A 21,543-nucleotide genomic window follows, 5' to 3' on the forward strand; every position below is an offset into this window, starting at 1 on the left:
GACGGCTGGACCTACTCCGGGCGAATGAGGCCAGGCAATTGAAGAGACGAAAGAATGGGCCATCGAGTGCACCTGCAACCCGAGTGACCTCTGTCACCGAGTTCATTCACTGCGATGGTCCCCTTCCGGTCCCGTCATGCCGGGGATACCGAAGAGGACACTCACGGAGGCCTCCGGGTTCCCGCGGAGGGCATCTGGACGGCAGCCGGGGAGTGGGCTAGCTTCGCCCGCCATGAGGGGCTTGGGGAAGTCGAGACGTACGAGTCGGGTGGTCACCGTGGGACTGTGCGCGGCAGCGTTCGCCGCCGCGCTCATGGCGCCGCCCGCGCAGGCGCACGAGGCGGGGAAGGCGGCCCACTGGAAACTCAAGGACAGCGGCACGGACGTACGGTTTCGCGGCCTGTCGGCCGTCACCCGGGACACCGCCTGGGTGGCGGGCTCCAAGGGCACCGTGCTGCGCACCACCGACGGCGGCGCGAGCTGGCGAAACGTCTCGCCGCCCGGCGCCGCCGAACTGGAGTTCCGGGACATCGAGGCGTTCGACGCGCGGCGCGCCGTGGTCCTGGCCATCGGCGAGGGCGAGGCCTCCCGGGTCTTCAGGACCGACGACGGCGGCGCGACCTGGACGGAGTCCTTCCGCAACACCGACGCGAAGGCCTTCTACGACTGCCTGACCTTCTTCGACCGGCGCCACGGGCTGGCGATGAGCGACCCCGTGGACGGGAAGTTCCGCATCCTGTCCACCAGCGACGGCGGACGTTCCTGGAAGGTGCTGCCCAACGACGGAATGCCCGCGGCGCAGGACGGCGAGGCGGGCTTCGCGGCGAGCGGGCAGTGCCTGGTGAGTGCGGGGCCACGTGATGTGTGGCTGGCCACCGGCGGCGCTGCACGCGCGCGCGTGCTGCACTCCTCCGACCGCGGACTGACCTGGAAGGCGACCGACACGCCGATCCCGGCGGGCGACCCGGCGCGCGGTGTCTTCGCCCTGGCCTTCCGTGACCGTGTCCACGGCCTCGCGGTCGGCGGCGACTACAGAGCCGACCAGGCGTCACCCCAGGCGGCGGCGCTCACCTCCGACGTCGGCCGCACCTGGGCCTTTGCCGCACAGCCGCCGCCCGCGTACCGCTCCGGTGTCAGCTGGCTCCCGCACAGCCGCACCGTCGCACTCGCGGTCGGCCCGACCGGCACCGACCTCACGACCGACGCCGGCCGCACCTGGCACACCCTCGACAGCGGCTCGTACGACACCGTCGACTGCACCTCCGACCTGGGCTGCTGGGCCTCCGGCGAGAAGGGCAGGGTGGCACGCCTGGAACGCTGACCCGTGCGGTGTGGGCCCTGAGGCAACGGGTACTCGTGAAGCGAAGGGAGCAGTGATCAGCCATGCCCCGTGGATCGAGCCCCAAGCGGGAACGCCAGTACGAGCACATCAAGGAGAGCGCGCTCGACAGGGGAGAGAGCAGCAAACGCGCCGAGGAGATCGCCGCGCGCACCGTCAACAAGGAGCGCGCGCGGTCCGGCGAGTCGAAGACCGCGAGCCGCACGTCCACCCAGGACATCTCGTCCGGCAGGCGCGGCGGCCTGCGCTCCCACCAGGGCGCCCAGGGGCCCACCTACGACCAGTTGTACGAGGAGGCCAAGCGCCGAAATATCCACGGCCGCTCGGACATGAACAAGGAGCAGCTGCGGCGCGCACTCGGCGACCAGTGACACCCCGTACGCTCGTCACCACCATGAAGACCGTCACGAACACCGCTTCTCACACCGTAGGCATTCCCGCGGGTTGGCCCGCGACCGAGGAGCAGGCCCGCGCCGTGCAGGACGAGTTGCGGGGGCGCGTGGTGCTCGACGAACCGGGACCGCGGCCTGGCACCGGCAGGGTGACGGGGGTCGACGTGGCGTACGACGACGAGCGCGACGTCGTCGTCGCCGCGGCCGTCGTGCTCGACGCGGCGACCCTCGACGTCGTCGCCGCGGCCACCGCCGTCGGACAGATCTCCTTCCCGTACGTTCCCGGACTGCTCGCCTTCCGCGAGATCCCGACCGTGCTGGCCGCGCTCGAAGCGCTCGCCTGCGCGCCGGGGCTCGTCGTCTGCGACGGCTACGGCCTGGCCCACCCGCGCCGCTTCGGCCTCGCCAGCCACCTCGGCGTACTCACCGGGCTTCCCACCATCGGGGTGGCCAAGAACCCGTTCACCTTCTCCTACGAGGAGCCGGGCGCCCGGCGCGGCAGCACGTCCCCGCTTCTCGCGGGCGAAGGCGGCGGTGTCGAGGAGGTCGGCCGTGCGCTGCGCACCCAGGACGGCATCAAGCCGGTGTTCGTCTCGGTCGGCCACCGGATGAGCCTCGACAACGCGTGCGCGCACACCCTCGCGCTCGCCTCGAAGTACCGCCTGCCGGAGTCCACCCGCCGCGCGGACTCTCTCTGCAGGCAGGCCTTGCAGGAAGCAACTGCCTCAGAGACCCCACCCGATGACTGAGTACGTTCTCTGAGTACCTGTACGGATGTGGTGCCGTCGCCATGATCGGCAAGCTGTACCCCATGACGACGCACCGTTCCTCGAAGCCCGCCGCCACCGCCTCCCAGCCGGTCGAGCGTGTCGTGATGGCCGCACTGCTCCTCTCCGTGATCGCCGGACTCGCCTGGATCGGCGGGATGATCTACACGGTGCTGGGTTGGCCCTTGTAGGCACTTCTGCGGCGGTCGGCAGGCACGACCCTGAGCCGGTCGGGCGCGATGTGCTCGATGGTCGGCGCGGTGGTCGCAGCCTCCTGGTTTCTCACTGCGGCGGGTCCTCTCCGACGAGCCCGTCGATCGCCTCCCGCAGGAGGTCGGCATGACCGACGTGCCGTGCGTATTCCTCGATCATGACGACGAGCAGGTAGCGCAGGGTCGGGGACCTGCCGTCGGCCGTGGTGAAGTGCGCGGGCCGCTCGGTGCCGCCTGTCGTGAGCGCCTCGGCCACGGCCGCGCGGGAGCGGGCGACGGACTCGCCCCAGAGCGCGCGCAGTTGTTCGGGCGAGTCGTCGGCGGCAGAGCGCCAGTCCCAGTCGGGGTCCGCCTCGAAGTCGACGGCGTCCCAGGGAGCCGACGGCTCCCGACCGTGGAGCCGCACCTGGAACATCTCGTCCTCGACCTGGGCGAGGTGCTTGAGGAGGCCGCCCAGGGTCACCGAGGACGGGCCGAGCCGCGCGCCCAGCCCGGCCGCGTCGAGTTCGCCGCACTTCCAGGCCAACGTTCGGCGCTGGCGTTCCAGGGCGCCCAGGAGGGTGTCGATCTCGCTGCCGTCGATCGGTGGTTCCCGGAGAACCGTCGTCATGGTGTCGTCGCTCATACGGCGCGACACTAGCGTCGCTGATGAGCTGAGGTTCCCTGGGCGGTCCTGGGTTTTCATGGATGCGGGGAAGCGGTCCGTCGTGCCGGGCGGGGTGTGGAGGCCTGCCGGTGGACCGTGGGCCGTCGCCGCCGGGTGCGGTGCGGGTGCTCATCGTGTGCGGTACCTGCCGCCTGTGGCGCCGTCGGCTGCGGCGATTCGGAGGCTGCGGTGTCCGCCCCGCCGGACGCTTTTCGCTCCGGTGTGGACCCGGGCGGGGGCGGGGACCCCGCGTCGCTTTCCTGGGCACGGGGCGGATTCTCAAGGAGACCGGAATCGTGATTGCTGCTCCCACCGGCCTCGCAGTGACACGCACGCTACCGGGCGCACCATCACGCTCCTGCACCTCGCAGACGCACCATCACTGGAAAGTGCGACAAAAGCCTGATCGCACCAAATTGAGCACAACCCCGTGATACCCAGTCGCACCAAGGATGCACAGGGCATCAGGAGCACTGCGCAGGAGCCTGCGCCTCGTCGCGCCGGCTGCGCCTCGGCTATCGCATGGGGCCCGGACGGGATCGGGTCATGGAGGTCGATCCGTGGGCCGTCGTCGTACGCGACGGCCGCTGGTTCCTCCTGTGCTGGTCGCGCACGAGGAACGCCCGACGGGCCCTCCGCGTCGACCGGGTGGTCGCGGCCGACGTCCTCGCGGACACGTTCATCCCGCCGGCCGACCTCGACGCCGTACGCACCCTTGAAGAGCACCTGTCCGAGGGCTGGAAGTACCGGGTGGAGGTCGTCATCGAGGCATCGGTGGCCAGGGTCGCCCGATGGCTGCCGCGCAGCCTCGGCCGCCTCGAAGCGCTCGGCCCCGAGCGCAGCCGCCTCCTCGCGACCACCGACGAGCCCGCGTGGTACGCCCGACAACTCACCGCCCTTCAGGCGCCCTTCCGTATCGTCGAACCCCCTGAGTTGCGGGAGGCCGCGCAGTTGCTGGGGCAACGCCTCCTTGAGGCCGCTGATCTCCTGGCCGATGCGGAAGGGGCCGCATCGGTCCATGAGGCGGCTGGGCCCGCGGTCGCGGTCCCTACCGGGAGGCAGCCACCCGGAACGTGATCCCCGCCTCGCGAAGTCGTTCCATGAGGGCGTCGCCCATCGCCACCGCCGTCGTGACCTGCCCGGCCGTCTTCGGCAGGTCGTCGAAGGCGAGGGACAGCGCGGACTCGGCGAACATCTTGGCCGTCTCGCCGTAGCCGGGGTCACCGCCCGCGACCTCCGTGAACACCCGGCGTCCACCGCCCTCGCCCACGAACCGCACCGAGAACCAGCTCTTCCTCCGCAGCGCGGCACTCGGCCCCTCGCCGGGCTTGATCCGTTCGGACAGCCAGCGCCGCGCGGGCGGCAGTTGAGCGGCCGCGAACACCGTGCCGACGGCGGCGACCCCGCCCAGGGCGATCGGCAACCGCTCGACGGCCGCGTAGTGGCGGTAGCGGAAGTCGGGCCCGTACCGCTCCAGGGCCCGCGCCGAACGCAGCACCACCTGCGGGTCGATGGTGGGCAGCGGCACCGCCCACGCCCCGACCTCCTTGGCGAACCGCGGCGCGCTCGTCGGCGCGGACGCCCGCCGCCCCACGAGCCGCGGCTCGTGCCGCCCGCGATCCCGCGCCGCGGCCAGGATGTGCCGCCCGCGAGCGAACTGGTTGAGCGCGGAGGCGAACGTGCCGCCCGAGACCATCCCCTGGGCGCGCACGAATCCGTCGACCCGCAAGGGCGCGCCCTCGGGAAGCTGCCGCACCGTGAAGTACGCGCCCAGGTCGTGCGGGACCGAGTCGAAACCGCAGGCGTGCACCAGCCGCGCCCCGGTCTCCCGCGCGCGTGCGTCGTGCCGGACGTACATCAGGTCCACGAACTCGGGTTCACCGGTGAGGTCCAGATAGTCGGTGCCGGCGTCGGCGCAGGCGGCGACCAGTTCCTCGCCGTAGGTGATGTACGGCCCGACGGTCGTGGCCACCACGCGCGCGCGGCGGGCGAGTGCGCGCAGCGACGCCGGATCGGAGACATCCGCCCGGAGCACGCCGGGGGCGTCCGCCCGGAGTACGCCGGGGGCCCCGGCCAGCCGCTCCCGCAGCCGCTCCAGCTTTTCCTCGCTGCGCCCGGCGATCGCCCAGCGCAGTCTCTCGGGCGCGTGCGCGGCGAGATACTCCGCGGTGAGGGTTCCGACGAATCCCGTGGCTCCGAAGAGCACGATGTCGTACGCGCGATCCGTCCCGTTCAGCCTGCTCATGACACCCCTCTGCCGTGCGCGAAGCGCCGTTGTCGGTGGCTGAGGCTAGCGTGAGGTACGAGCAGCCGAGCGATGAGGTCGCACGAAGAGGTCGGAGGTAGCCGTGGCCGTGCCGAGGAACGCCCTGAAAAAGTGGGAGAAGGTGCGCGAGTCCGGCTGGGTCCGCATACCCCTGGCGGAGCGGGGCGCTCCGAACACGGCGCTGGACGGGCGCTGACACGCCCGGCGCGGCTGTCAGGAATTTAACTAAGCGCTTGCTCGTTCAGGGCTTGCCCGAAGTGGAACACGTTCTTAACATCGCTGATGTCACATCAGCAGTGTCACAGTGCTGGGGGCTTCATGGCACAGGCAGCGACGCCGGGGCACGGCCCGCTCTCCGGGGTGCGCGTGGTCGAGCTGGCCGGCATCGGGCCCGGCCCGTTCGCCGCCATGCTCCTCGCCGACCTCGGCGCGGACGTCGTCCGCGTGGACCGGCCGGGCGGCACCGGGCTCGGGATCAATCCGGAGTACGACGTCACCAACCGCAACAAGCGGTCGGTGCTGATCGACCTCAAGGCCGAGGACGGCCCGGCTCGCGTCCTGGACCTGGTCGACCGCGCGGACGTCCTCGTCGAGGGCTACCGGCCCGGTGTGGCCGAGCGCCTCGGCGTGGGCCCCGCGATCTGCCACGCCCGCAATCCCCGGCTCGTCTACGGGCGTATGACCGGCTGGGGCCAGGAGGGCCCGCTCGCCCAGCGCGCCGGGCACGACATCGCGTACATCGCCCCGACCGGCACCCTCGGCATGATCGGTCGACCGGGCGAGCCACCCACGGTCCCCGCGAACCTCGTCGGCGACTACGCGGGCGGCTCGCTCTATCTCGTCGTCGGCGTCCTCGCCGCGCTCCACCACGCGCGCGCGACCGGCGCCGGACAGGTCGTGGACGCGGCCATCGTCGACGGCGCCTCGCACCTCGCCACGATGATCCACGGCATGGTCGCCGCGGGCGGCTGGCGGGACCAGCGCGGAGCCAACCTCCTGGACGGCGGCTGCCCGTACTACGGGACGTACGAGACGGCCGACGGGCAGTACATGGCGGTGGGCGCCCTTGAACGGCAGTTCTACGACCAGTTCGTCGAGCTGCTCGATATCGAGGAGTACGCCTCGGCGCACAAGGACCTGTCCCGCTGGGGCGAGCTCAGGGAGGCCGTCGCCGCCCGCTTCAAGACCCGTACGAGGGACGAGTGGACCGCGGTCTTCGCGGGCTCCGACGCGTGTGTGGCCCCCGTCCTGTCCCTGCGCGAGGCCCCCTCCCACCCCCATCTCGCCGCCCGCGGCACCTTCACCGACCACGGTGGCATCACCCAGCCCGCCCCCGCACCCCGCTTCTCCCTCACCCGTACCTCCGTCCGCAGCGGCCCGGCCCAGCCGGGCGCCGACACCGCGGCTGTGGCGCGCGACTGGGACGTACCCCGACTGATGAAGGACGGCCCGATGGACGGAAAACCATGAAACGTCAGATCTTCGGCCCCGAGCACGACGCGTTCCGGGAGACGGTGCGCACGTTCCTCGCCAAGGAGGTGCTGCCCCACTACGAGAAGTGGGAGAGGAACGGCATCGTCTCGCGTGACGCCTGGCGCGCGGCCGGGAAGCAAGGGCTGCTCGGGCTCGCCGTACCGGAGGAGTACGGGGGCGGTGGCAACGCGGACTTCCGCTACAGCGCCGTACTCGCCGAGGAGTTCACGCGCGCGGGAGCCGCCGGGCTCGCGCTCGGGCTGCACAACGACATCATCGGGCCGTATCTGACCGGCCTGGCCACCGAGGAACAGAAGCGGCGCTGGCTGCCCGGCTTCTGCGACGGCTCGCTGATCACGGCGATCGCGATGACCGAGCCCGGGGCCGGATCCGACCTCCAGGGCATCAGGACGCATGCCGAGGACCGGGGCGACCACTGGCTTCTCAACGGCTCCAAGACCTTCATCTCGAACGGGATCCTCGCCGACCTCGTGATCGTCGTGGCGAAGACGACTCCCGAAGGCGGCGCTCACGGCCTCTCCCTGCTCGTCGTCGAGCGCGGCATGGCAGGCTTCGAACGGGGCCGCAACCTCGACAAGATCGGCCAGAAGGCCCAGGACACCGCCGAGTTGTTCTTCCACGACGTCCGCGTGCCCAAGGAGAACCTGCTCGGCGCGCTCGACGGCGCTTTCGTCCACCTCATGACGAACCTCGCGCAGGAGCGCATGGGCATCGCCGTCGCCGGGATCGCCGCCGCCGAATTCCTGCTCGAGATCACCACCGAGTACGTCAAGGAGCGCGAGGCCTTCGGACGGCCGCTGTCCAAGCTCCAGCACATCCGTTTCGAGATAGCCGAGATGGCCACCGAGTGCGCCGTCACCCGTACGTTCCTCGACCGCTGCATCGTCGATCACTCGAGCGGGGAACTCGACGCCGTCCACGCCTCGATGGCCAAGTGGTGGGCCACCGAACTGCAGAAGCGGGTCGCGGACCGCTGTCTGCAACTGCACGGCGGATACGGCTACATGGCGGAGTACCGCATAGCCAGGGCCTTCACCGACGGGCGCATCCAGACCATCTACGGCGGGACCACCGAGATCATGAAGGAGATCATCGGTCGTTCCCTGCTCGGCTAACCCTCCCTCCAGCCCCCTGAAAGGCTTAACAGTGAGCACCGAAGCGTACGTGTACGACGCGATCCGCACGCCGCGCGGCCGCGGCAAGGCGAACGGCGCCCTGCACGGCACCAAGCCCATCGACCTGGTCGTCGGGCTCATCCACGAGGTCCAGCGCCGCTTCCCCGGGCTCGACCCGGCCGCCATCGACGACATCGTGCTCGGCGTCGTGGGACCGGTCGGCGACCAGGGCTCCGACATCGCCCGTATCGCCGCGATCGCGGCCGGACTGCCCGACACGGTCGCCGGCGTCCAGGAGAACCGCTTCTGTGCCTCGGGCCTCGAGGCCGTCAACCTGGCCGCGATGAAGATCCGCTCGGGGTGGGAGGACCTGGTTCTCGCGGGCGGCGTCGAGTCGATGTCGCGGGTACCGATGGCCTCGGACGGCGGCGCCTGGTTCGCCGACCCCATGACCAACCTGGCCACCAACTTCGTGCCGCAGGGCATCGGAGCCGACCTCATCGCCACGATCGAGGGCTTCTCCCGGCGTGACGTGGACGAGTACGCGGCGCTGTCCCAGGAGCGCGCGGCCGCGGCCTGGAAGGACGGACGCTTCGAGAAATCCGTCGTCCCCGTGAAGGACCGCAGCGGGCTCGTCGTCCTCGACCACGACGAGCACCTGCGGCCCGGCACCACCGCCGACTCGCTCGCCAAGCTGAAGCCGTCGTTCGCGGACATCGGCGAGCTGGGCGGCTTCGACGCCGTGGCGCTGCAGAAGTACCACTGGGTCGAGGCGATCGACCACGTCCACCACGCGGGCAACTCGTCCGGCATCGTGGACGGCGCGTCGCTGGTCGCCATCGGCTCGAAGGAGGTCGGCGAGCGCCACGGCCTCACCCCCCGCGCGCGGATCGTCTCCGCGGCCGTCTCCGGCTCCGAGCCCACCATCATGCTCACCGGGCCCGCGCCCGCCACCCGCAAGGCGCTCGCCAAGGCCGGCCTGACCATCGACGACATCGACCTCGTGGAGATCAACGAGGCCTTCGCGGCGGTCGTCCTGCGCTTCGTCAAGGACATGGGCCTGTCCCTCGACAAGGTCAACGTCAACGGCGGCGCGATCGCGCTGGGTCACCCGCTCGGTGCCACCGGCGCGATGATCCTCGGCTCCCTCCTCGACGAACTGGAGCGCCAGGACAAGCGCTACGGCCTCGCCACGCTCTGCGTGGGCGGCGGCATGGGCATCGCCACCATCATCGAACGCCTGTAACTCCCCAGCGGACCACCAGACTTCAACGGAGACCGGAGACCCTCCCCATGACCGAGAGCACCACCATCCGCTGGGAACAGGACGAGACCGGCGTCGTCACCCTCGTCCTCGACGACCCCAACCAGTCCGCCAACACCATGAACCAGGCCTTCAAGGACTCGATCGCGGCGATCGCCGAACGCGCCGAGGCCGAGAAGGACTCCATCCGCGGCATCATCTACACCTCCGCGAAGAAGACCTTCTTCGCGGGCGGCGACCTGAAGGACATGATCCAGGCAGGCCCGGAGAACGCCCAGCATGCCTTCGACACCGGTACGGCCATCAAGTCCTCCCTGCGCCGCATCGAGACCCTGGGCAAGCCGGTCGTCGCCGCCATCAACGGCGCGGCGCTCGGCGGGGGTTACGAGATCGCCCTCGCCTCCCACCACCGCGTCGCCCTCGACGCCCCCGGCTCCAAGATCGGCCTGCCCGAGGTCACCCTCGGCCTGCTCCCCGCGGGTGGCGGCGTCACCCGCACCGTCCGCCTCATGGGCATCGCCGACGCCCTCCTGAAGGTGCTGCTCCAGGGCACCCAGTACTCCCCGCAGCGGGCCCTGGACAACGGCCTCGTCCACGAAGTGGCCGCGACGCCCCAGGAGATGCTCGCCAAGGCGCGCGCCTTCATCGACGCCAACCCCGAGTCGCAGCAGCCCTGGGACAAGCCGGGCTACAAGATCCCGGGCGGTACGCCGTCGAACCCGAGGTTCGCCGCCAACCTGCCCGCCTTCCCGGCCAACCTCAAGAAGCAGCTGAACGGCGCCCCCTACCCGGCCCCGCGCAACATCCTCGCGGCGGCGGTCGAGGGCTCCCAGGTCGACTTCGAGACCGCGCTGGTCATCGAGGCGCGGTACTTCACGGAGCTGGTCACCGGTCAGACCTCGAAGAACATGATCCAGGCGTTCTTCTTCGACCTCCAGGCGGTCAACTCCGGCGCCAACCGACCCAAGGGCATCGAGTCGCGCCAGGTCCGCAAGGTGGCCGTGCTCGGCGCCGGGATGATGGGCGCGGGCATCGCGTACTCCTGCGCCCGCGCGGGCATCGACGTCGTCCTCAAGGACGTGTCGGCCGAAGCGGCCGCCAAGGGCAAGGCCTACTCCGAGAAGCTCTGCGCGAAGGCCGTCTCCAGGGGACGTACGACACAGGAGAAGGCCGACGAGCTCCTCGCCCGCATCACACCCACCGCCGACCCGAACGACCTGGCCGGCTGTGACGCCGTGATCGAGGCCGTCTTCGAGGACACGGCGCTCAAGCACAAGGTGTTCCAGGAGATCCAGAACGTCGTCGAGCCCGACGCGCTGCTGTGCTCCAACACCTCCACCCTGCCGATCACCGTGCTCGCCGAGGGCGTGGAGCGGCAGGACGACTTCATCGGACTGCACTTCTTCTCGCCCGTCGACAAGATGCCGCTCGTCGAGATCATCAAGGGCGAGCGGACCGGGGACGAGGCACTCGCGCGCGCCTTCGACCTGGTACGGCAGATCAAGAAGACCCCGATCGTCGTCAACGACTCGCGCGGCTTCTTCACCTCACGGGTCATCGGCCACTTCATCAACGAGGGTGTCGCGATGGTCGGCGAGGGCATCGAACCCGCGTCCGTCGAACAGGCCGCCGCGCAGGCCGGCTACCCGGCCAAGGTCCTTTCGCTGATGGACGAGCTGACCCTCACCCTGCCGCGCAAGATCCGCAAGGAGTCGAAGCGGGCCGTCGAGGAAGCGGGCGGCACCTGGGCGACCCACCCCGCGGAGGCGGTCATCGACCGCATGGTCGACGAGTTCGGCCGCACCGGCCGCAGCGGCGGCGCGGGCTTCTACGAGTACGGCGCGGACGGCAAGCGCGGCAAGCTGTGGCCGGGCCTGCGTGAGCACTACACCAAGCCGGGCTACGAGATCCCCTTCCGCGACATGCAGGAGCGCATGCTCTTCTCCGAGGCGCTGGACACCGTCCGGCTGGTCGAGGAGGGCGTGCTGACCTCTGTCGCCGACGCCAACATCGGGTCCATCTTCGGCATCGGCTTCCCCGGCTGGACCGGTGGCGTCCTGCAGTACATCAACGGATACGACGGCGGCGCCGGGGCAGGTGCCGGTCTGCCCGGATTCGTGGCCCGCGCGCGTGAACTCGCCGAGCGCTACGGGGAGCGGTTCACGCCGCCCGCGCTGCTCGTCGAGAAGGCGGAGAACGGGGAGAAGTTCAGCGACAAGTAGGGCCCTGAAGGTCAGCGACAGGTGACGTGTCGCTGAGTGGTATGCGGGGCTTGCTCCTCAGGGGCGGGGACCGGACGCTGGCCCGCGAACCGGTCCCCGCCCCCACGAGGAGTCCCCATGGGCCGCCGCCCCGCCCTCGCCCTGCTGGAGATCCTGCGCGGCGAGGGCGTGGACCGCGTCTTCGGCAACCCCGGCACCACCGAACTGTCCTTCCTGGCCGCCCTCATGGACGCCGGGGAAGCCCCCGAGTACGTCCTCGGCATCCACGAGGGCGCGGTCGTCTCCATGGCCGACGGATACGCCCGCGCCACCGGCCGCCCCGCCTTCGTCAGCCTGCACATCGCCGCGGGGCTCGCCAACGGGCTCATCGGACTGCTCAACGCCCGCCGCTCGCGCACCCCGTTGGTGGTGATGGCGGGTCAGCAGGACCGCCGCCACCTCCAGCAGGAGCCCATGCTGTCGGGCGACCTCGTCGCACTCGCCGCACCCGCCGTGAAGGCCACCTTCGACATCCAGCACGCCCGCGACCTGCCGCTCGCGGTGCGCCGCGCCTTCGCGCTCGCCGTACGGCCGCCCGCCGGGCCGGTGTTCCTCTCCGTCCCCATGGATCTGCTCGCCGAGGACACCGAGGTCGATGTCCCGGCCCGCACACCGACACCCGCCGCCGCGAAGGCCGTCGGCCTGGACCGCGCCGCCGTCCTGCTCGGTGCCGCCGCCCGCCCGGTGATCGTCGCCGGGGACGGGGTGGGCCGCGAGAACGCCGTCGCCGCGCTCGTCCGTACTGCCGAGGCCTGCGGCGCACCCGTCCACCACCAGCCGATGGCCGACTGCCTGAACTTCCCGACCACTCACCCCCTGTACGCGGGCATGCTGCCCCCACGCCACGACGCGATCCGCGACGCCCTCATGCCGTATGACGCCGTGCTCATCGCCGGGGCCCACGCCTTCAGCCCGCACCACTACAGCCCGGGACCCGCGCTGCCGTCCGGTATCACCGTCGTGCAGCTCGATTCCGACCCGGGCGAGATCGGCCGCAATTTCCCCGCCGACGCCGGGCTCGTCGGCGCCCTCGCCCCCTCCCTCGACCGGCTCGCCGAGCTGCTGCCCGGCCAGGTGCCCGGACACACCGCGAAGGCCAGGACGCTGCGCGCGGGCGAGCGGCACACGGCGGAGCGCAGCCGCACAGACGCCGATGCCCACGCCGTCTACTCCCCGGCGCCGCTCGCGCCCTGGGCCGCCGCCCATGCCGTGGCTCGCGGACTGCCCGCGGAGGCCGTGGTGGTCGAAGAAGCCATCACCGTGGGCCTGTTGCTGCGCAGGCTGATCCGTCTTGACCGGCCCGGCAGTTATACGCACACCGTGGGTGGAGGCCTCGGCTGGGGCATCGGCGCCGCCGTCGGCCGCGCGCTCGCCGAGCCGGGGCGGCCGGTGGTCGCCGTCCTCGGCGACGGCAGCGCACTGTTCGGCCTGCAGGGTCTGTGGAGCGCGGAACGCTGCGCCGCTCCGGCGCTGTTCGTGGTGATGAACAACGGCGCCTACCGCACCCTTCAGAACACATACCAGGCGATGGGTGGCCAAGGCCGGTGTCCCGGCACCGAGTTGGGCGCGCTCGACTTCACTCGGGCGGCACGGTTCTTCGGGATCGACGCGGCGCGGGCGGAGAGCGCCGACCACCTACGTGAACTCGTCTCCACAGCGGAAAAGTTGAGGCGCCCGATGCTGATCGACGTACCGCTTCGTTAGCCGCGTGGCCGCCTCACAGTGCCGCGCACCTTGTCAACCTCCCTCTCGCGCCCGACGATCGGTCCATGACGGACGGTCCGGTGCCCAAGTCGGTGCTCGCACGCGGGGCTTCGCTGCTGCGTGCCTGCGGCGACTGCGAGGGCGCGCTGAGCCTGGCCGAGCTGGCACTGCGCACCGGGCTGCCCAAGCCGACCGCGCATCGCCTGATCGGCGAGCTGGTTCGGCTCGGGCTCGTCGAGCGCACGCCCGAGGGCTGCTACCGGATCGGCCTCGCGCTCTTCGTCCTCGGCCAATCGGCTCCGTCCGTACGGGAGTTGCGGGACGCCGCGCTGCCCTACCTCGGTGACCTGCACCAGGAGACGCAGGAGAATGTGCACCTCGCCGTCCCCGACGGGCCCGACACGCTCTTCCTGGCGAAGATCACCGGGCGCCGCGCCACCCCGATCGTCTCGCGCACCGGGGGGCGGCTGCCCGCGCACTGCACGGCCACCGGCAAGGTGTTCCTCGCCCACGACCCCGGGCCGCCGCGCCGTACCCTGCCCCGCCTCACCCCGCGCACCCTCGTCCTGCCGGGCCAGCTCGCCCGCGACCTGGCCGCGACGCGGGCCCGCGGCTACGGCGTGAACCTGGAGGAGGCCGAGATCGGAATCTCGGCGGTCGCGGCCCCGGTCTACGGGCACGAGCGCGGACCCGGTCCGGTCGCCGCGATCTCCGTCACCGGCGGCACCCGCAGGCTCGACGTGGACCGCATCGGCGCACGGCTGTGCGCGGCGGCGCGGGCCCTCACCCGCACGCTCTCAATCTGACCGTGTACTCCCCGGCTGCATCGCCACCGCCAGCGTGTGCTCCGTGAGCCGCTCCCCGCGTACCTCGCCCACGATCCGCCCCCGCGCGAACACCAGCACCCGGTCGCACACCTCCGTCAGCTCCGCCAGATCGGTCGAGGCGATCAGGATCGCCGCACCACCCGCCGCCAACTCGCCCACGATGCTGTGCATTTCGGCGCGCACGCCCACGTCGACGCCCCGGGTCGGATCGTCCAGGACGACGATGCGCGGCTCGGTCGCCAGCCATTTGGCGAAGACCACCTTCTGCTGGTTGCCGCCGGACAGTCGGGCCACGATGTCGTACGGACCGCCGCGCAGTCGGAGCCGCTGGGTCAAGTCGCCTGTACGGCGGATCAGTTCACCCCGCGCGGGCAGTACACCGCCTCGCCCCAGGGCCAGCCAGCTCACCGCCGTCACGTTCTCCCACACCGTCCGCTCGGCCATCAGCCCGTACCGTTTACGGTCGCTGGGCACGAAGGCGACGCCGGCCCGGACCGCCGCGCGCAGCGTACGCGGCAGACCCCGGCCGCCCACGTCGACCCGCCCCGCCGAGATCGCCGTGCGCCCGCACGCCACCGCCAACGCGTCGAGATGGCCCGCGCCTTGGAGTCCGGCCACGCCCACCACCTCGCCCGCACGCACGGTGAAGGTGACGTCGGCGAGCCGCCCCGCCACGCCCACCCCGGACAGCACCACGGGTGACGGGCCGTCGCCGACGGCCCGCGTACGGCGTACGGGCGTCGGCGGCCGACCGCCGAGCATCGCCTTCACCAGCTCCGGCACGTCGACGTCCTCCCGGCGCACCCCGTCCAGCGCGACCTTCCCGTCCCGCAGCACCGTCACGCGCTGTGCGAAGCGCATCACCTCCGCGAGGAAGTGGGTGACATACAGGACCGCGATGCCCTGCCCGGTGAGTGTGCGCAGCACCTGTTCGAGGCGGTCCACGGCGGCGGCCGGCAGCGCGGAGGTCGGCTCGTCGAGGACCAGCACCTTCGGGCGTCGCAGCAGCGCCCGCGCGATCTCCGTCAACTGCTGGTCGGCCAAGGGGAGTTCACCGAGGTGCGCAGCGGGGTCGACGTCGAGTCCGAGCTCGGCGAGGACCGGGCGGGCCGCGCGGTCCATGGCGCCCCGGTGAAGCAGGCCGAAGCGGCACGGCGGACGGTGGGGGTAGAGGTTCTCGCGGACGGTGAGGTCCGGGAAGAGGCTCAACTCCTGGGAGACGACGGCGATCCCGGCCTCGTCGGCAGACCGGGCCCGCTCGGCGGACCAGGCACCCGCGGCAGACCGGGCGCCCGCGGCAGGCCGGGCGCCCTCGGCGGACCGGGCATCCTCGGTCAACCGCACCGTTCCCGCGTCCGCCGCCACCACCCCCGACACGATCCGCACCAGCGTCGACTTGCCCGCGCCGTTCTCACCCACCAGCGCGTGCACTTCGCCGCCGCGCAGCCGGATGCCCGCCCCGTCCAGGGCCCGGACCCCGCCGTACGACTTCACCAGGTCCCGCGCCACCAGCAGGTCGCCGTACGTCATCTCAGCGCGCGTCCTTCAAGGGCTTGAGCTGGGCCTTCTGGTCGCCGAGGAGCTTGTCGATCGCCGGTTTGTACCAGTCGTACGCCGCCTGCGCGGATTTCTGCCGCGTGATGATCTCGTCGATGTTGGACTGGTCGACGACCCCGCCGGGGGACAGGAACCAGCCCTGGAGCAGCTTGCCGCCGTTGTCGCGCACCGCCTCGATCAGCATCGCGGTGGACAGATAGCCCTTGAGGAAGTGCTGCGGGTCGATGGTGACGAAGTTCGAGCCGTCCTTGACCGCGTCAAGCGTCTTCGGATCGACGTCGAAGCCCGCCGTGAGCCAGTTGCCCCGCTCGGCCTTCTTGATCTTCGCGAGGTTGTAGCTGTCGGCGTCACCGACACCGAGGAAGGCGAGTGCCTCGGGGTGCGCGTTCACCTGCGCGGACCAGGAGCTGTAGTTCTGCCCGGGATCGCTGTACGTCTGGAAGGGGCCCAGGATTTCGACGTTCGGGGCCTGCTTCTCGAACGTGTCGGCGATGCCCTTGGCCCGGTTGTCGAGCACCGGCGTCCCGGGGTTCGGCACGCCGATGACGATCTGCCCCTGCGGGTCGTCGCCGAGCCGCTTCAGGGCCTCCTGCGCCATCAGCTCACCGAGCGCGTAATTGTCGTTGCCCACATAGAAGTTCACCTTGCTGCCGTCGGTCGGCGAGGTGTCCAGCGCGACGATCGGGATGCCCTGGTCGACGGCGCGTGCGGCGGGCCGGGTGAAGATCGGCGGGTCGAGGTTCTCCAGGACGATGCCGTCCTTGGCGCGGGCGGTCAGGTTCTGGAAGAGCTGTACCTCGGCGGGCCCGTCGGTGTTGGGCGGCCCGACCGCCTTGAAGTTCACCTTCCCCGCGTGGCTCGCGGCGCTCTCGGCGCCGAGGACCATCTCATGGGCGAAGTTCAGACTGATGTTGGCCACGGCGATGCCCATATTGAGCTCGCCGTTCTTGCCGCCGGAGCCGCTTGAACTGCCGCAGCCCGCCGCGGCGAGGAGGGCCAGCGCCGCGGGCACGGCGAGCAACGTACGCAATCGGGAGTGCATCACGGCCTCCAAGCGGCTCCGGACAAGGGTGAGTCAACAAGGGGGAGGTCAGCGGCGTCGGCGTCCCGTACGGCGCAGCGCGCTGTCCGCCGCGACCGCGACGAGGATGACCCCGCCGGTCGCGAACGACGTCCAGTTGATGGGTACTTCGAAGAACACCAGCCCGGCGGCGACGACGGACAGGATCATCGCCCCGGCCACGGCCCCCACCACCGAACCGCGCCCGCCCGCCAGTGGGGTGCCACCGATGATGCAGGCGGCGATGGCCTGCAACTCGTAGCCTTGGCCCAGCGTCGGGTCCCCGGCCCCGTAGAAGGCGAGCGCGAGCGCCGCCGCGCAGGCCGTGGTCAGGCCGGACAACGCGAGCGCCTGGATACGGGTGCGGACGACGGGGATGCCGCTGAACGCGGCGGCGTCGGGGTTGGACCCGATCGCCCGCACCCGGGCCCCGAAGCGCGTCCGGGTCAGCATGACCGCGAGGACGACGACCACCGCGAGCAGCACCCACAGGGCGAACGGCACCCCCGCCGCGTCGCCGCCCGCGAGCGTGAAGAACGAGTCGTCGAGCGGCAGATCGGTGATCTGTTTGCCGTCGGCGAGAGCGAGCCCGACGCCGCGGAAGAGCATCAGCGTGCCCAGCGTCACGATGAACGAGGGCAGTGCGAGCAGCGTCGTGACCAGCGCGTTGAAGACACCCAGAGCGGTTCCGGTGATCAGCACCACCGGGACCGCCAGCCAGGGCGCCGTGCCCTCCCGCACCAGCAGGGCCCCGACGACCAGACACATCGCATAGGTCCCGCCCACGGAGAGATCGACCTCGCGCATGGCGAGCGCGAAGACCATCCCGCACGCCATCAGCGAGATGTAGACGGAGTTGTGGGCGGTGGAGAGCAGGTTGTCGGTGGCCAGGAAGTCCGGGTACGGAATGCCGATGCAGGTGATCAGCAGCCCGAGGACGAGGAGCACACCCAACTCGTCCCGCACCAGCCGACCGGGCAGTGTCCCGAAGCGCCCGCGGCCACGGCCCTGTTCACGGGCGCGCTCGGCGTCGTCCACGGCACGCTCGGTCTCGGTCATCGGGCACGGCTCCCGTACGGCTGACGCTGGGCGGTCGCCCGCAGCGTGGGCCTCACGAACGCACCCGGCAACAGGGCCGTTCCAGCGAGTGGAATGCGCTCTTGCCGAGCCACTGACCGGTCAGCACACTCGGCGCATGGAGACGCGTACCGCACTGGTGACCGGAGCGGCACAGGGACTCGGGCAGGAGTTCGCCGTCGCGCTCGCCGGGCGCGGCTACCGGGTCGCGGGGATCGATCTCGTTCCGCAGCCGGAGACGGCCGAACGGATAGTGGACTATGTGGAGTTGATCGCCGACGTCACCGACGAGGAGCAGATCGAGGCGGCACTGGAGCGGGTCATCGACCGCTTCGGGACCCTGCACGTGCTCGTCAACAACGCGGGCGTCTACCCGGAGTCGGACTTCGAGGACACGACACCCGGGGAGTGGCGGCGCGTCATGCGCGTCAACCTGGAGGCGCCGTTCCTGGTGACCCGCGCCGTACTGCCGTACCTGAAGACGGCCGGCTGGGGCCGGATCGTGAACATCGCGTCGGCGGCCGTCCTCACCGCGCCGCCCACGATGGTCGCGTACGTCGCCTCGAAGGCGGGCCTGATCGGCTTCACGCGCGCGCTGGCGTCCGCGCTCGGCCCGTACGACATCACCGTCAACGCGATCGCCCCGAGCATGGTCCGCACCGCGACGGCCGAGCGGACCGTCGGTGCGGACGGCGGCTTCGAGCACGTCCGCGCACAGCAGGCGGTCCCGAGGACCCAGGAGCCGTGCGACCTCGTCTCCACCCTGCTGTACGTGGTCGACCGGCGCAGCGGCTTCCTGACGGGGCAGACTCTCAACGTGGCGGGCGGCTCGGCGTACTTGTGAGGCTCAGGACTCCCCGTAATTCTGGGATTCGGGCTCCTTGAGCCACTCCCGCAACTCCTCCTTCAGGGAGCGCTGGAACGTCGTCAGCAGCGCCTGCACCACCAGCGGCTGCATGTGCGCCGACAGGGACTTCACCGCCGCCACGGACTCGTGCCCACCGACCGCGTCCCGCAGCAGCGCGGACAACTCGTGCGCCGCCGCACGCGAGTGCTCCAGCAGAACGGTCCGCGCTGCGAGGATCGTCTCCTGCGCGAGGGGTACGTCGAGGATCTGGACGCCTAGCCGCAGCAGCCCTGGGTCGATGCGGAACGACTCCCCGGTCCGCGCGACCACGTTCATCGCGACGAGCCGTTCGAGATCCTCTTCGCCCAGGGGCCGACCGACCTGCCGCTCCAACTCCTCGCGCGTCATGTCCTCCGCTGCGTCCGGCGCCCAAGAGGCCACCACCGCACGGTGAATGGCGAGATCGTGGGCGCTCAGATCGGGCGACAGTCGCAGCAGATGGCGCTCGATCGCGGCCAGGGTCATGCCCTGGTGCTGCAACTCCTCGATGAGCGCGAGCCGGGCCAGATGCTCCTGGCTGTAGTGACCCACGCGGCGGGGACCGATCACGGGCGGCGGCAGCAGACCCTTGGTGCTGTAGAAGCGGACCGTACGGACCGTGACGCCCGCGCGCGCGGCCAACTCGTCGACCGTGAGCGTCGGTTCCTCGGTGTCCGTCGTCATGGCAGGCCTCGCCTCTCCGGGTGGTGCAGTGGCCAGGTGCAACAGTATTGCTGTCTCACCGGTGTGGTGAAAGCGTTCTGAGCGGGCTGTGGGGGCCACGCTCCGTGGACCGGGCAGGCTGCGGGAGACACGCTCCGTGGAACCGGCGGCACGCTCCGTACGTTCACTGCTCACGCCGATCGGACGGTCGGCGGCGCACGCCGAGCCGATGGCACCAGGAGGCGGTCATGACCACGACCCTGCGACTCCCCGGGGACCCCGCCGAACTCACGCTCCCCGCCCTGTTGCTGCGCAACGCCGAGGACCACGGACACCTCCCGGCCCTGTCCTGGCGCACCCCGGCCGAGGCCCGCTGGGCCACGCTCACCTGGAGCGAGGTGCGCCGTGAGGCAGCCGCCCTCGCCGCCGGATACGCGGCGTTGGGTGTCGAGCGCGGCGACCACGTCCTGATGATGATGAGCAACCGCCCCGAGCACTGGTTGAGCGACCTTGCCCTCACCCACCTGGGCGCCGTCCCGGTCACGGTCGACGGTTTCGCGACCCCCGACCATGTCGCGCACATCGCCCGGCACAGCCGGGCTCACCTCGCGATCGTCGGGGGCGCCCGCGAACGGGCGTGCTGGGAACCGCTGTTGGAGGATCCCGGCACGCGCCTGGAGCGCCTCGTCGTCGCCGACGCCGCGGAGGCGGGCCCCCATCGGACGTACGACTCACTGAAGGGCCCGGACACCTTCGAACACTTCGCGAATGTGGGCGTCCTCGAGAAGAACGGAGGTGTCCTGGAGAAGAGGGGCCTCCTGGCGGCGGGTGTCCTCCAGAAGACAAGCCTCTTCGAGAAGGCCTGGCGCGAGACCCGCTCCACCGACCCCCTGACCGTCGTCTACACCTCGGAGACCTCAGGCACCACCGGCGCACCCAAGGGCGTCCGCATCACCCACCGCAATGTCGTCCTGAAGGCGCTTGCCCTGGACCGTCTCGCCGAACTCCCGGACCACGTCGCGCACCTCTCCTGCCTCCCCTTCGCGCACATCACCGCACGCATGCTCGGGATCTACCTACCGGTGCTCCGCGCCTCGCACGTGTACCTGTGCCCCGACCCCACAGAGGTCGGCGCGATCGCGCGGGAGCTCCACCCGGCGCAGTTGTTCGGGGCCCCGCATGTGTGGGAGAAGCTCTCCGCCGCCGTACGGGCCGAGCTGGCGGAGCTTCCCGAGGACAGGCGCGCGCTCGTGGACGCGGCGATGGAGACGGCAGGCGCGCGGGCGCGCAGGCGCGAACGGGGCGAGGAGCCGTCCGCCGAGCTGGAAGCGGCGTACCGTGAGGTGAAGGAGCGGGTGCTCGACCCGATCCTTGCCCGCGCCGGATTCGACCGCCTTGTGTGGACGGCGAGCGTGTCGGCCCCCATGCCGCCGGACGTGAGGGACTTCTGGTCGGGCTTCGGTCTCACGATCATGGACAGCTGGGGGCCGACCGAGACGATCGGCGTCGCCACGGTCAACAGCCCCACAGACTTCCGCCTCGGCTCGGTCGGCAAACCCCTGGACGGCCTGGAGCTGCGCACCGCCGAGGACGGCGAGATCCTGGTGCGCGGCGCGACGGTGTGCGAGGGCCGTCTGGGTGCGGACGGCACGGTCGAGGACGCGCGAGACGCGGACGGATGGTTCGCCACGGGCGCCTTCGGGCGCATCGACGCGGACGGCTATCTCTGGCTGACCGACCGCGGTAACGGGCATCTGTACACCTCCTGACCTGCGTCAATACACCCTCTGATCAGCATGTGAGATGTGCCGCGATGTGAGGTGTGCCACCGCATCGGGAGTGACCCCTGGGGGAAGGTGGCCCCTTGGTCCGTACCGCGTCAGGGGTGGTGCGGGCCGAGGCACATCCGGACACCCGCGTACCCGGTGCCCGGAGGTCGGCCGCAAGACCCTGCTCCTCATCCCGGTGATCGCTCTCCTCCTGGTCGGCGGCTGGTTCGCGATCCGTCGCCGC

General features: G+C 71.0%; 17 protein-coding genes and 2 pseudogenes. 13 read left to right on the forward strand and 6 right to left on the reverse strand.

Going from position 1 to position 21,543, the window contains the following annotated elements:
* The first annotated feature begins 232 nt into the window (after positions 1–232).
* The 4 genes from AB0D57_RS01825 (at position 233) to AB0D57_RS01840 (ending at position 2,689) form a co-directional block, all read left to right on the forward strand.
* Positions 233–1,321: an oxidoreductase gene (locus AB0D57_RS01825; protein WP_362065880.1), complete on the forward strand. Its 1,089-nt coding sequence runs from the start codon at positions 233–235 to the stop codon at positions 1,319–1,321.
* 62 nt (positions 1,322–1,383) lie between these two features.
* Positions 1,384–1,710 (forward strand): plasmid stabilization protein, encoded by a 327-nt coding sequence (locus tag AB0D57_RS01830; protein ID WP_362065882.1) that lies wholly within the window; start codon positions 1,384–1,386, stop codon positions 1,708–1,710.
* A gap of 23 nt (positions 1,711–1,733) precedes the next feature.
* Positions 1,734–2,480, forward strand: a complete 747-nt coding sequence (locus tag AB0D57_RS01835) for an endonuclease V (protein ID WP_362065884.1) — start codon at positions 1,734–1,736, stop codon at positions 2,478–2,480.
* Positions 2,481–2,542: 62 nt separating this feature from the next.
* On the forward strand, positions 2,543–2,689 hold the full coding sequence (locus AB0D57_RS01840; RefSeq protein ID WP_362066192.1) for a hypothetical protein: 147 nt from the start codon (positions 2,543–2,545) through the stop codon (positions 2,687–2,689).
* A 91-nt stretch (positions 2,690–2,780) separates the two neighbouring features.
* On the opposite strand, the gene AB0D57_RS01845 is transcribed toward AB0D57_RS01840, so the two are convergent.
* Positions 2,781–3,335, reverse strand: a complete 555-nt coding sequence (locus AB0D57_RS01845; protein WP_362065886.1) for a DinB family protein — start codon at positions 3,333–3,335, stop codon at positions 2,781–2,783.
* A 504-nt stretch (positions 3,336–3,839) separates the two neighbouring features.
* Here AB0D57_RS01845 and AB0D57_RS01850 point away from each other — a divergent pair.
* Positions 3,840–4,433 (forward strand): annotated as a pseudogene (locus AB0D57_RS01850) (WYL domain-containing protein); the annotation flags it as partial.
* Here AB0D57_RS01850 and AB0D57_RS01855 read toward each other — a convergent pair.
* Positions 4,405–5,601: a saccharopine dehydrogenase NADP-binding domain-containing protein gene (locus tag AB0D57_RS01855; protein ID WP_362065888.1), complete on the reverse strand. Its 1,197-nt coding sequence runs from the start codon at positions 5,599–5,601 to the stop codon at positions 4,405–4,407. The pseudogene AB0D57_RS01850 and the gene AB0D57_RS01855 sit on opposite strands and share 29 nt — an antisense overlap.
* A gap of 339 nt (positions 5,602–5,940) precedes the next feature.
* On the opposite strand from AB0D57_RS01855, the gene AB0D57_RS01860 reads away from it, so the two are divergent.
* The 6 genes from AB0D57_RS01860 to AB0D57_RS01885 all read left to right on the forward strand — a co-directional run bounded on the left by AB0D57_RS01860 (position 5,941) and on the right by AB0D57_RS01885 (position 14,266).
* Positions 5,941–7,092 carry a CaiB/BaiF CoA-transferase family protein gene (locus AB0D57_RS01860; protein WP_362065890.1) on the forward strand — a complete coding sequence of 384 codons (1,152 nt, stop codon included), beginning with the start codon at positions 5,941–5,943 and terminating at the stop codon, positions 7,090–7,092.
* Positions 7,089–8,231 (forward strand): acyl-CoA dehydrogenase family protein, encoded by a 1,143-nt coding sequence (locus AB0D57_RS01865; protein WP_362065892.1) that lies wholly within the window; start codon positions 7,089–7,091, stop codon positions 8,229–8,231. The genes AB0D57_RS01860 and AB0D57_RS01865 overlap by 4 nt, the downstream gene beginning before the upstream one ends.
* A gap of 31 nt (positions 8,232–8,262) precedes the next feature.
* Entirely contained in the window at positions 8,263–9,477 is a 1,215-nt protein-coding gene (locus AB0D57_RS01870) for an acetyl-CoA C-acetyltransferase (RefSeq protein WP_362065894.1), read from the forward strand.
* Between the two features lie 47 nt (positions 9,478–9,524).
* Positions 9,525–11,717, forward strand: a complete 2,193-nt coding sequence (locus tag AB0D57_RS01875; RefSeq protein ID WP_362065896.1) for a 3-hydroxyacyl-CoA dehydrogenase NAD-binding domain-containing protein — start codon at positions 9,525–9,527, stop codon at positions 11,715–11,717.
* 117 nt (positions 11,718–11,834) lie between these two features.
* A complete protein-coding gene (locus AB0D57_RS01880) occupies positions 11,835–13,460 on the forward strand; it encodes a thiamine pyrophosphate-binding protein (protein WP_362065898.1) in 1,626 nt (541 codons plus the stop codon).
* Between the two features lie 65 nt (positions 13,461–13,525).
* Complete coding sequence (locus AB0D57_RS01885; protein WP_362065900.1) at positions 13,526–14,266, forward strand: IclR family transcriptional regulator; 741 nt, start codon at positions 13,526–13,528, stop codon at positions 14,264–14,266.
* On the opposite strand, the gene AB0D57_RS01890 is transcribed toward AB0D57_RS01885, so the two are convergent.
* Genes AB0D57_RS01890 through AB0D57_RS01900 form a run of 3 tightly spaced genes read right to left on the reverse strand, consistent with a single transcriptional unit; the run spans position 14,258 to position 17,963 of the window.
* Entirely contained in the window at positions 14,258–15,817 is a 1,560-nt protein-coding gene (locus AB0D57_RS01890; protein ID WP_362065902.1) for a sugar ABC transporter ATP-binding protein, read from the reverse strand. The genes AB0D57_RS01885 and AB0D57_RS01890 overlap by 9 nt on opposite strands.
* Before the next feature lies 1 nt (position 15,818).
* Positions 15,819–16,886, reverse strand: a complete 1,068-nt coding sequence (locus AB0D57_RS01895) for a substrate-binding domain-containing protein (protein WP_362065904.1) — start codon at positions 16,884–16,886, stop codon at positions 15,819–15,821.
* Positions 16,887–16,934: 48 nt separating this feature from the next.
* A complete protein-coding gene (locus AB0D57_RS01900) occupies positions 16,935–17,963 on the reverse strand; it encodes an ABC transporter permease (RefSeq protein WP_362065906.1) in 1,029 nt (342 codons plus the stop codon).
* A gap of 136 nt (positions 17,964–18,099) precedes the next feature.
* On the opposite strand from AB0D57_RS01900, the gene AB0D57_RS01905 reads away from it, so the two are divergent.
* On the forward strand, positions 18,100–18,825 hold the full coding sequence (locus AB0D57_RS01905) for an SDR family oxidoreductase (RefSeq protein WP_362065908.1): 726 nt from the start codon (positions 18,100–18,102) through the stop codon (positions 18,823–18,825).
* A 3-nt stretch (positions 18,826–18,828) separates the two neighbouring features.
* On the opposite strand, the gene AB0D57_RS01910 is transcribed toward AB0D57_RS01905, so the two are convergent.
* Positions 18,829–19,551 carry a MerR family transcriptional regulator gene (locus AB0D57_RS01910; protein WP_362065910.1) on the reverse strand — a complete coding sequence of 241 codons (723 nt, stop codon included), beginning with the start codon at positions 19,549–19,551 and terminating at the stop codon, positions 18,829–18,831.
* A 227-nt stretch (positions 19,552–19,778) separates the two neighbouring features.
* On the opposite strand from AB0D57_RS01910, the pseudogene AB0D57_RS01915 reads away from it, so the two are divergent.
* A pseudogene (locus tag AB0D57_RS01915) lies at positions 19,779–21,272 on the forward strand (AMP-binding protein); the annotation flags it as partial.
* Positions 21,273–21,543 lie beyond the last annotated feature (271 nt).

The sequence above is a fragment of the Streptomyces sp. NPDC048275 genome (genome assembly GCF_040652275.1).
In the GTDB taxonomy this organism is placed as follows: domain Bacteria; phylum Actinomycetota; class Actinomycetes; order Streptomycetales; family Streptomycetaceae; genus Streptomyces.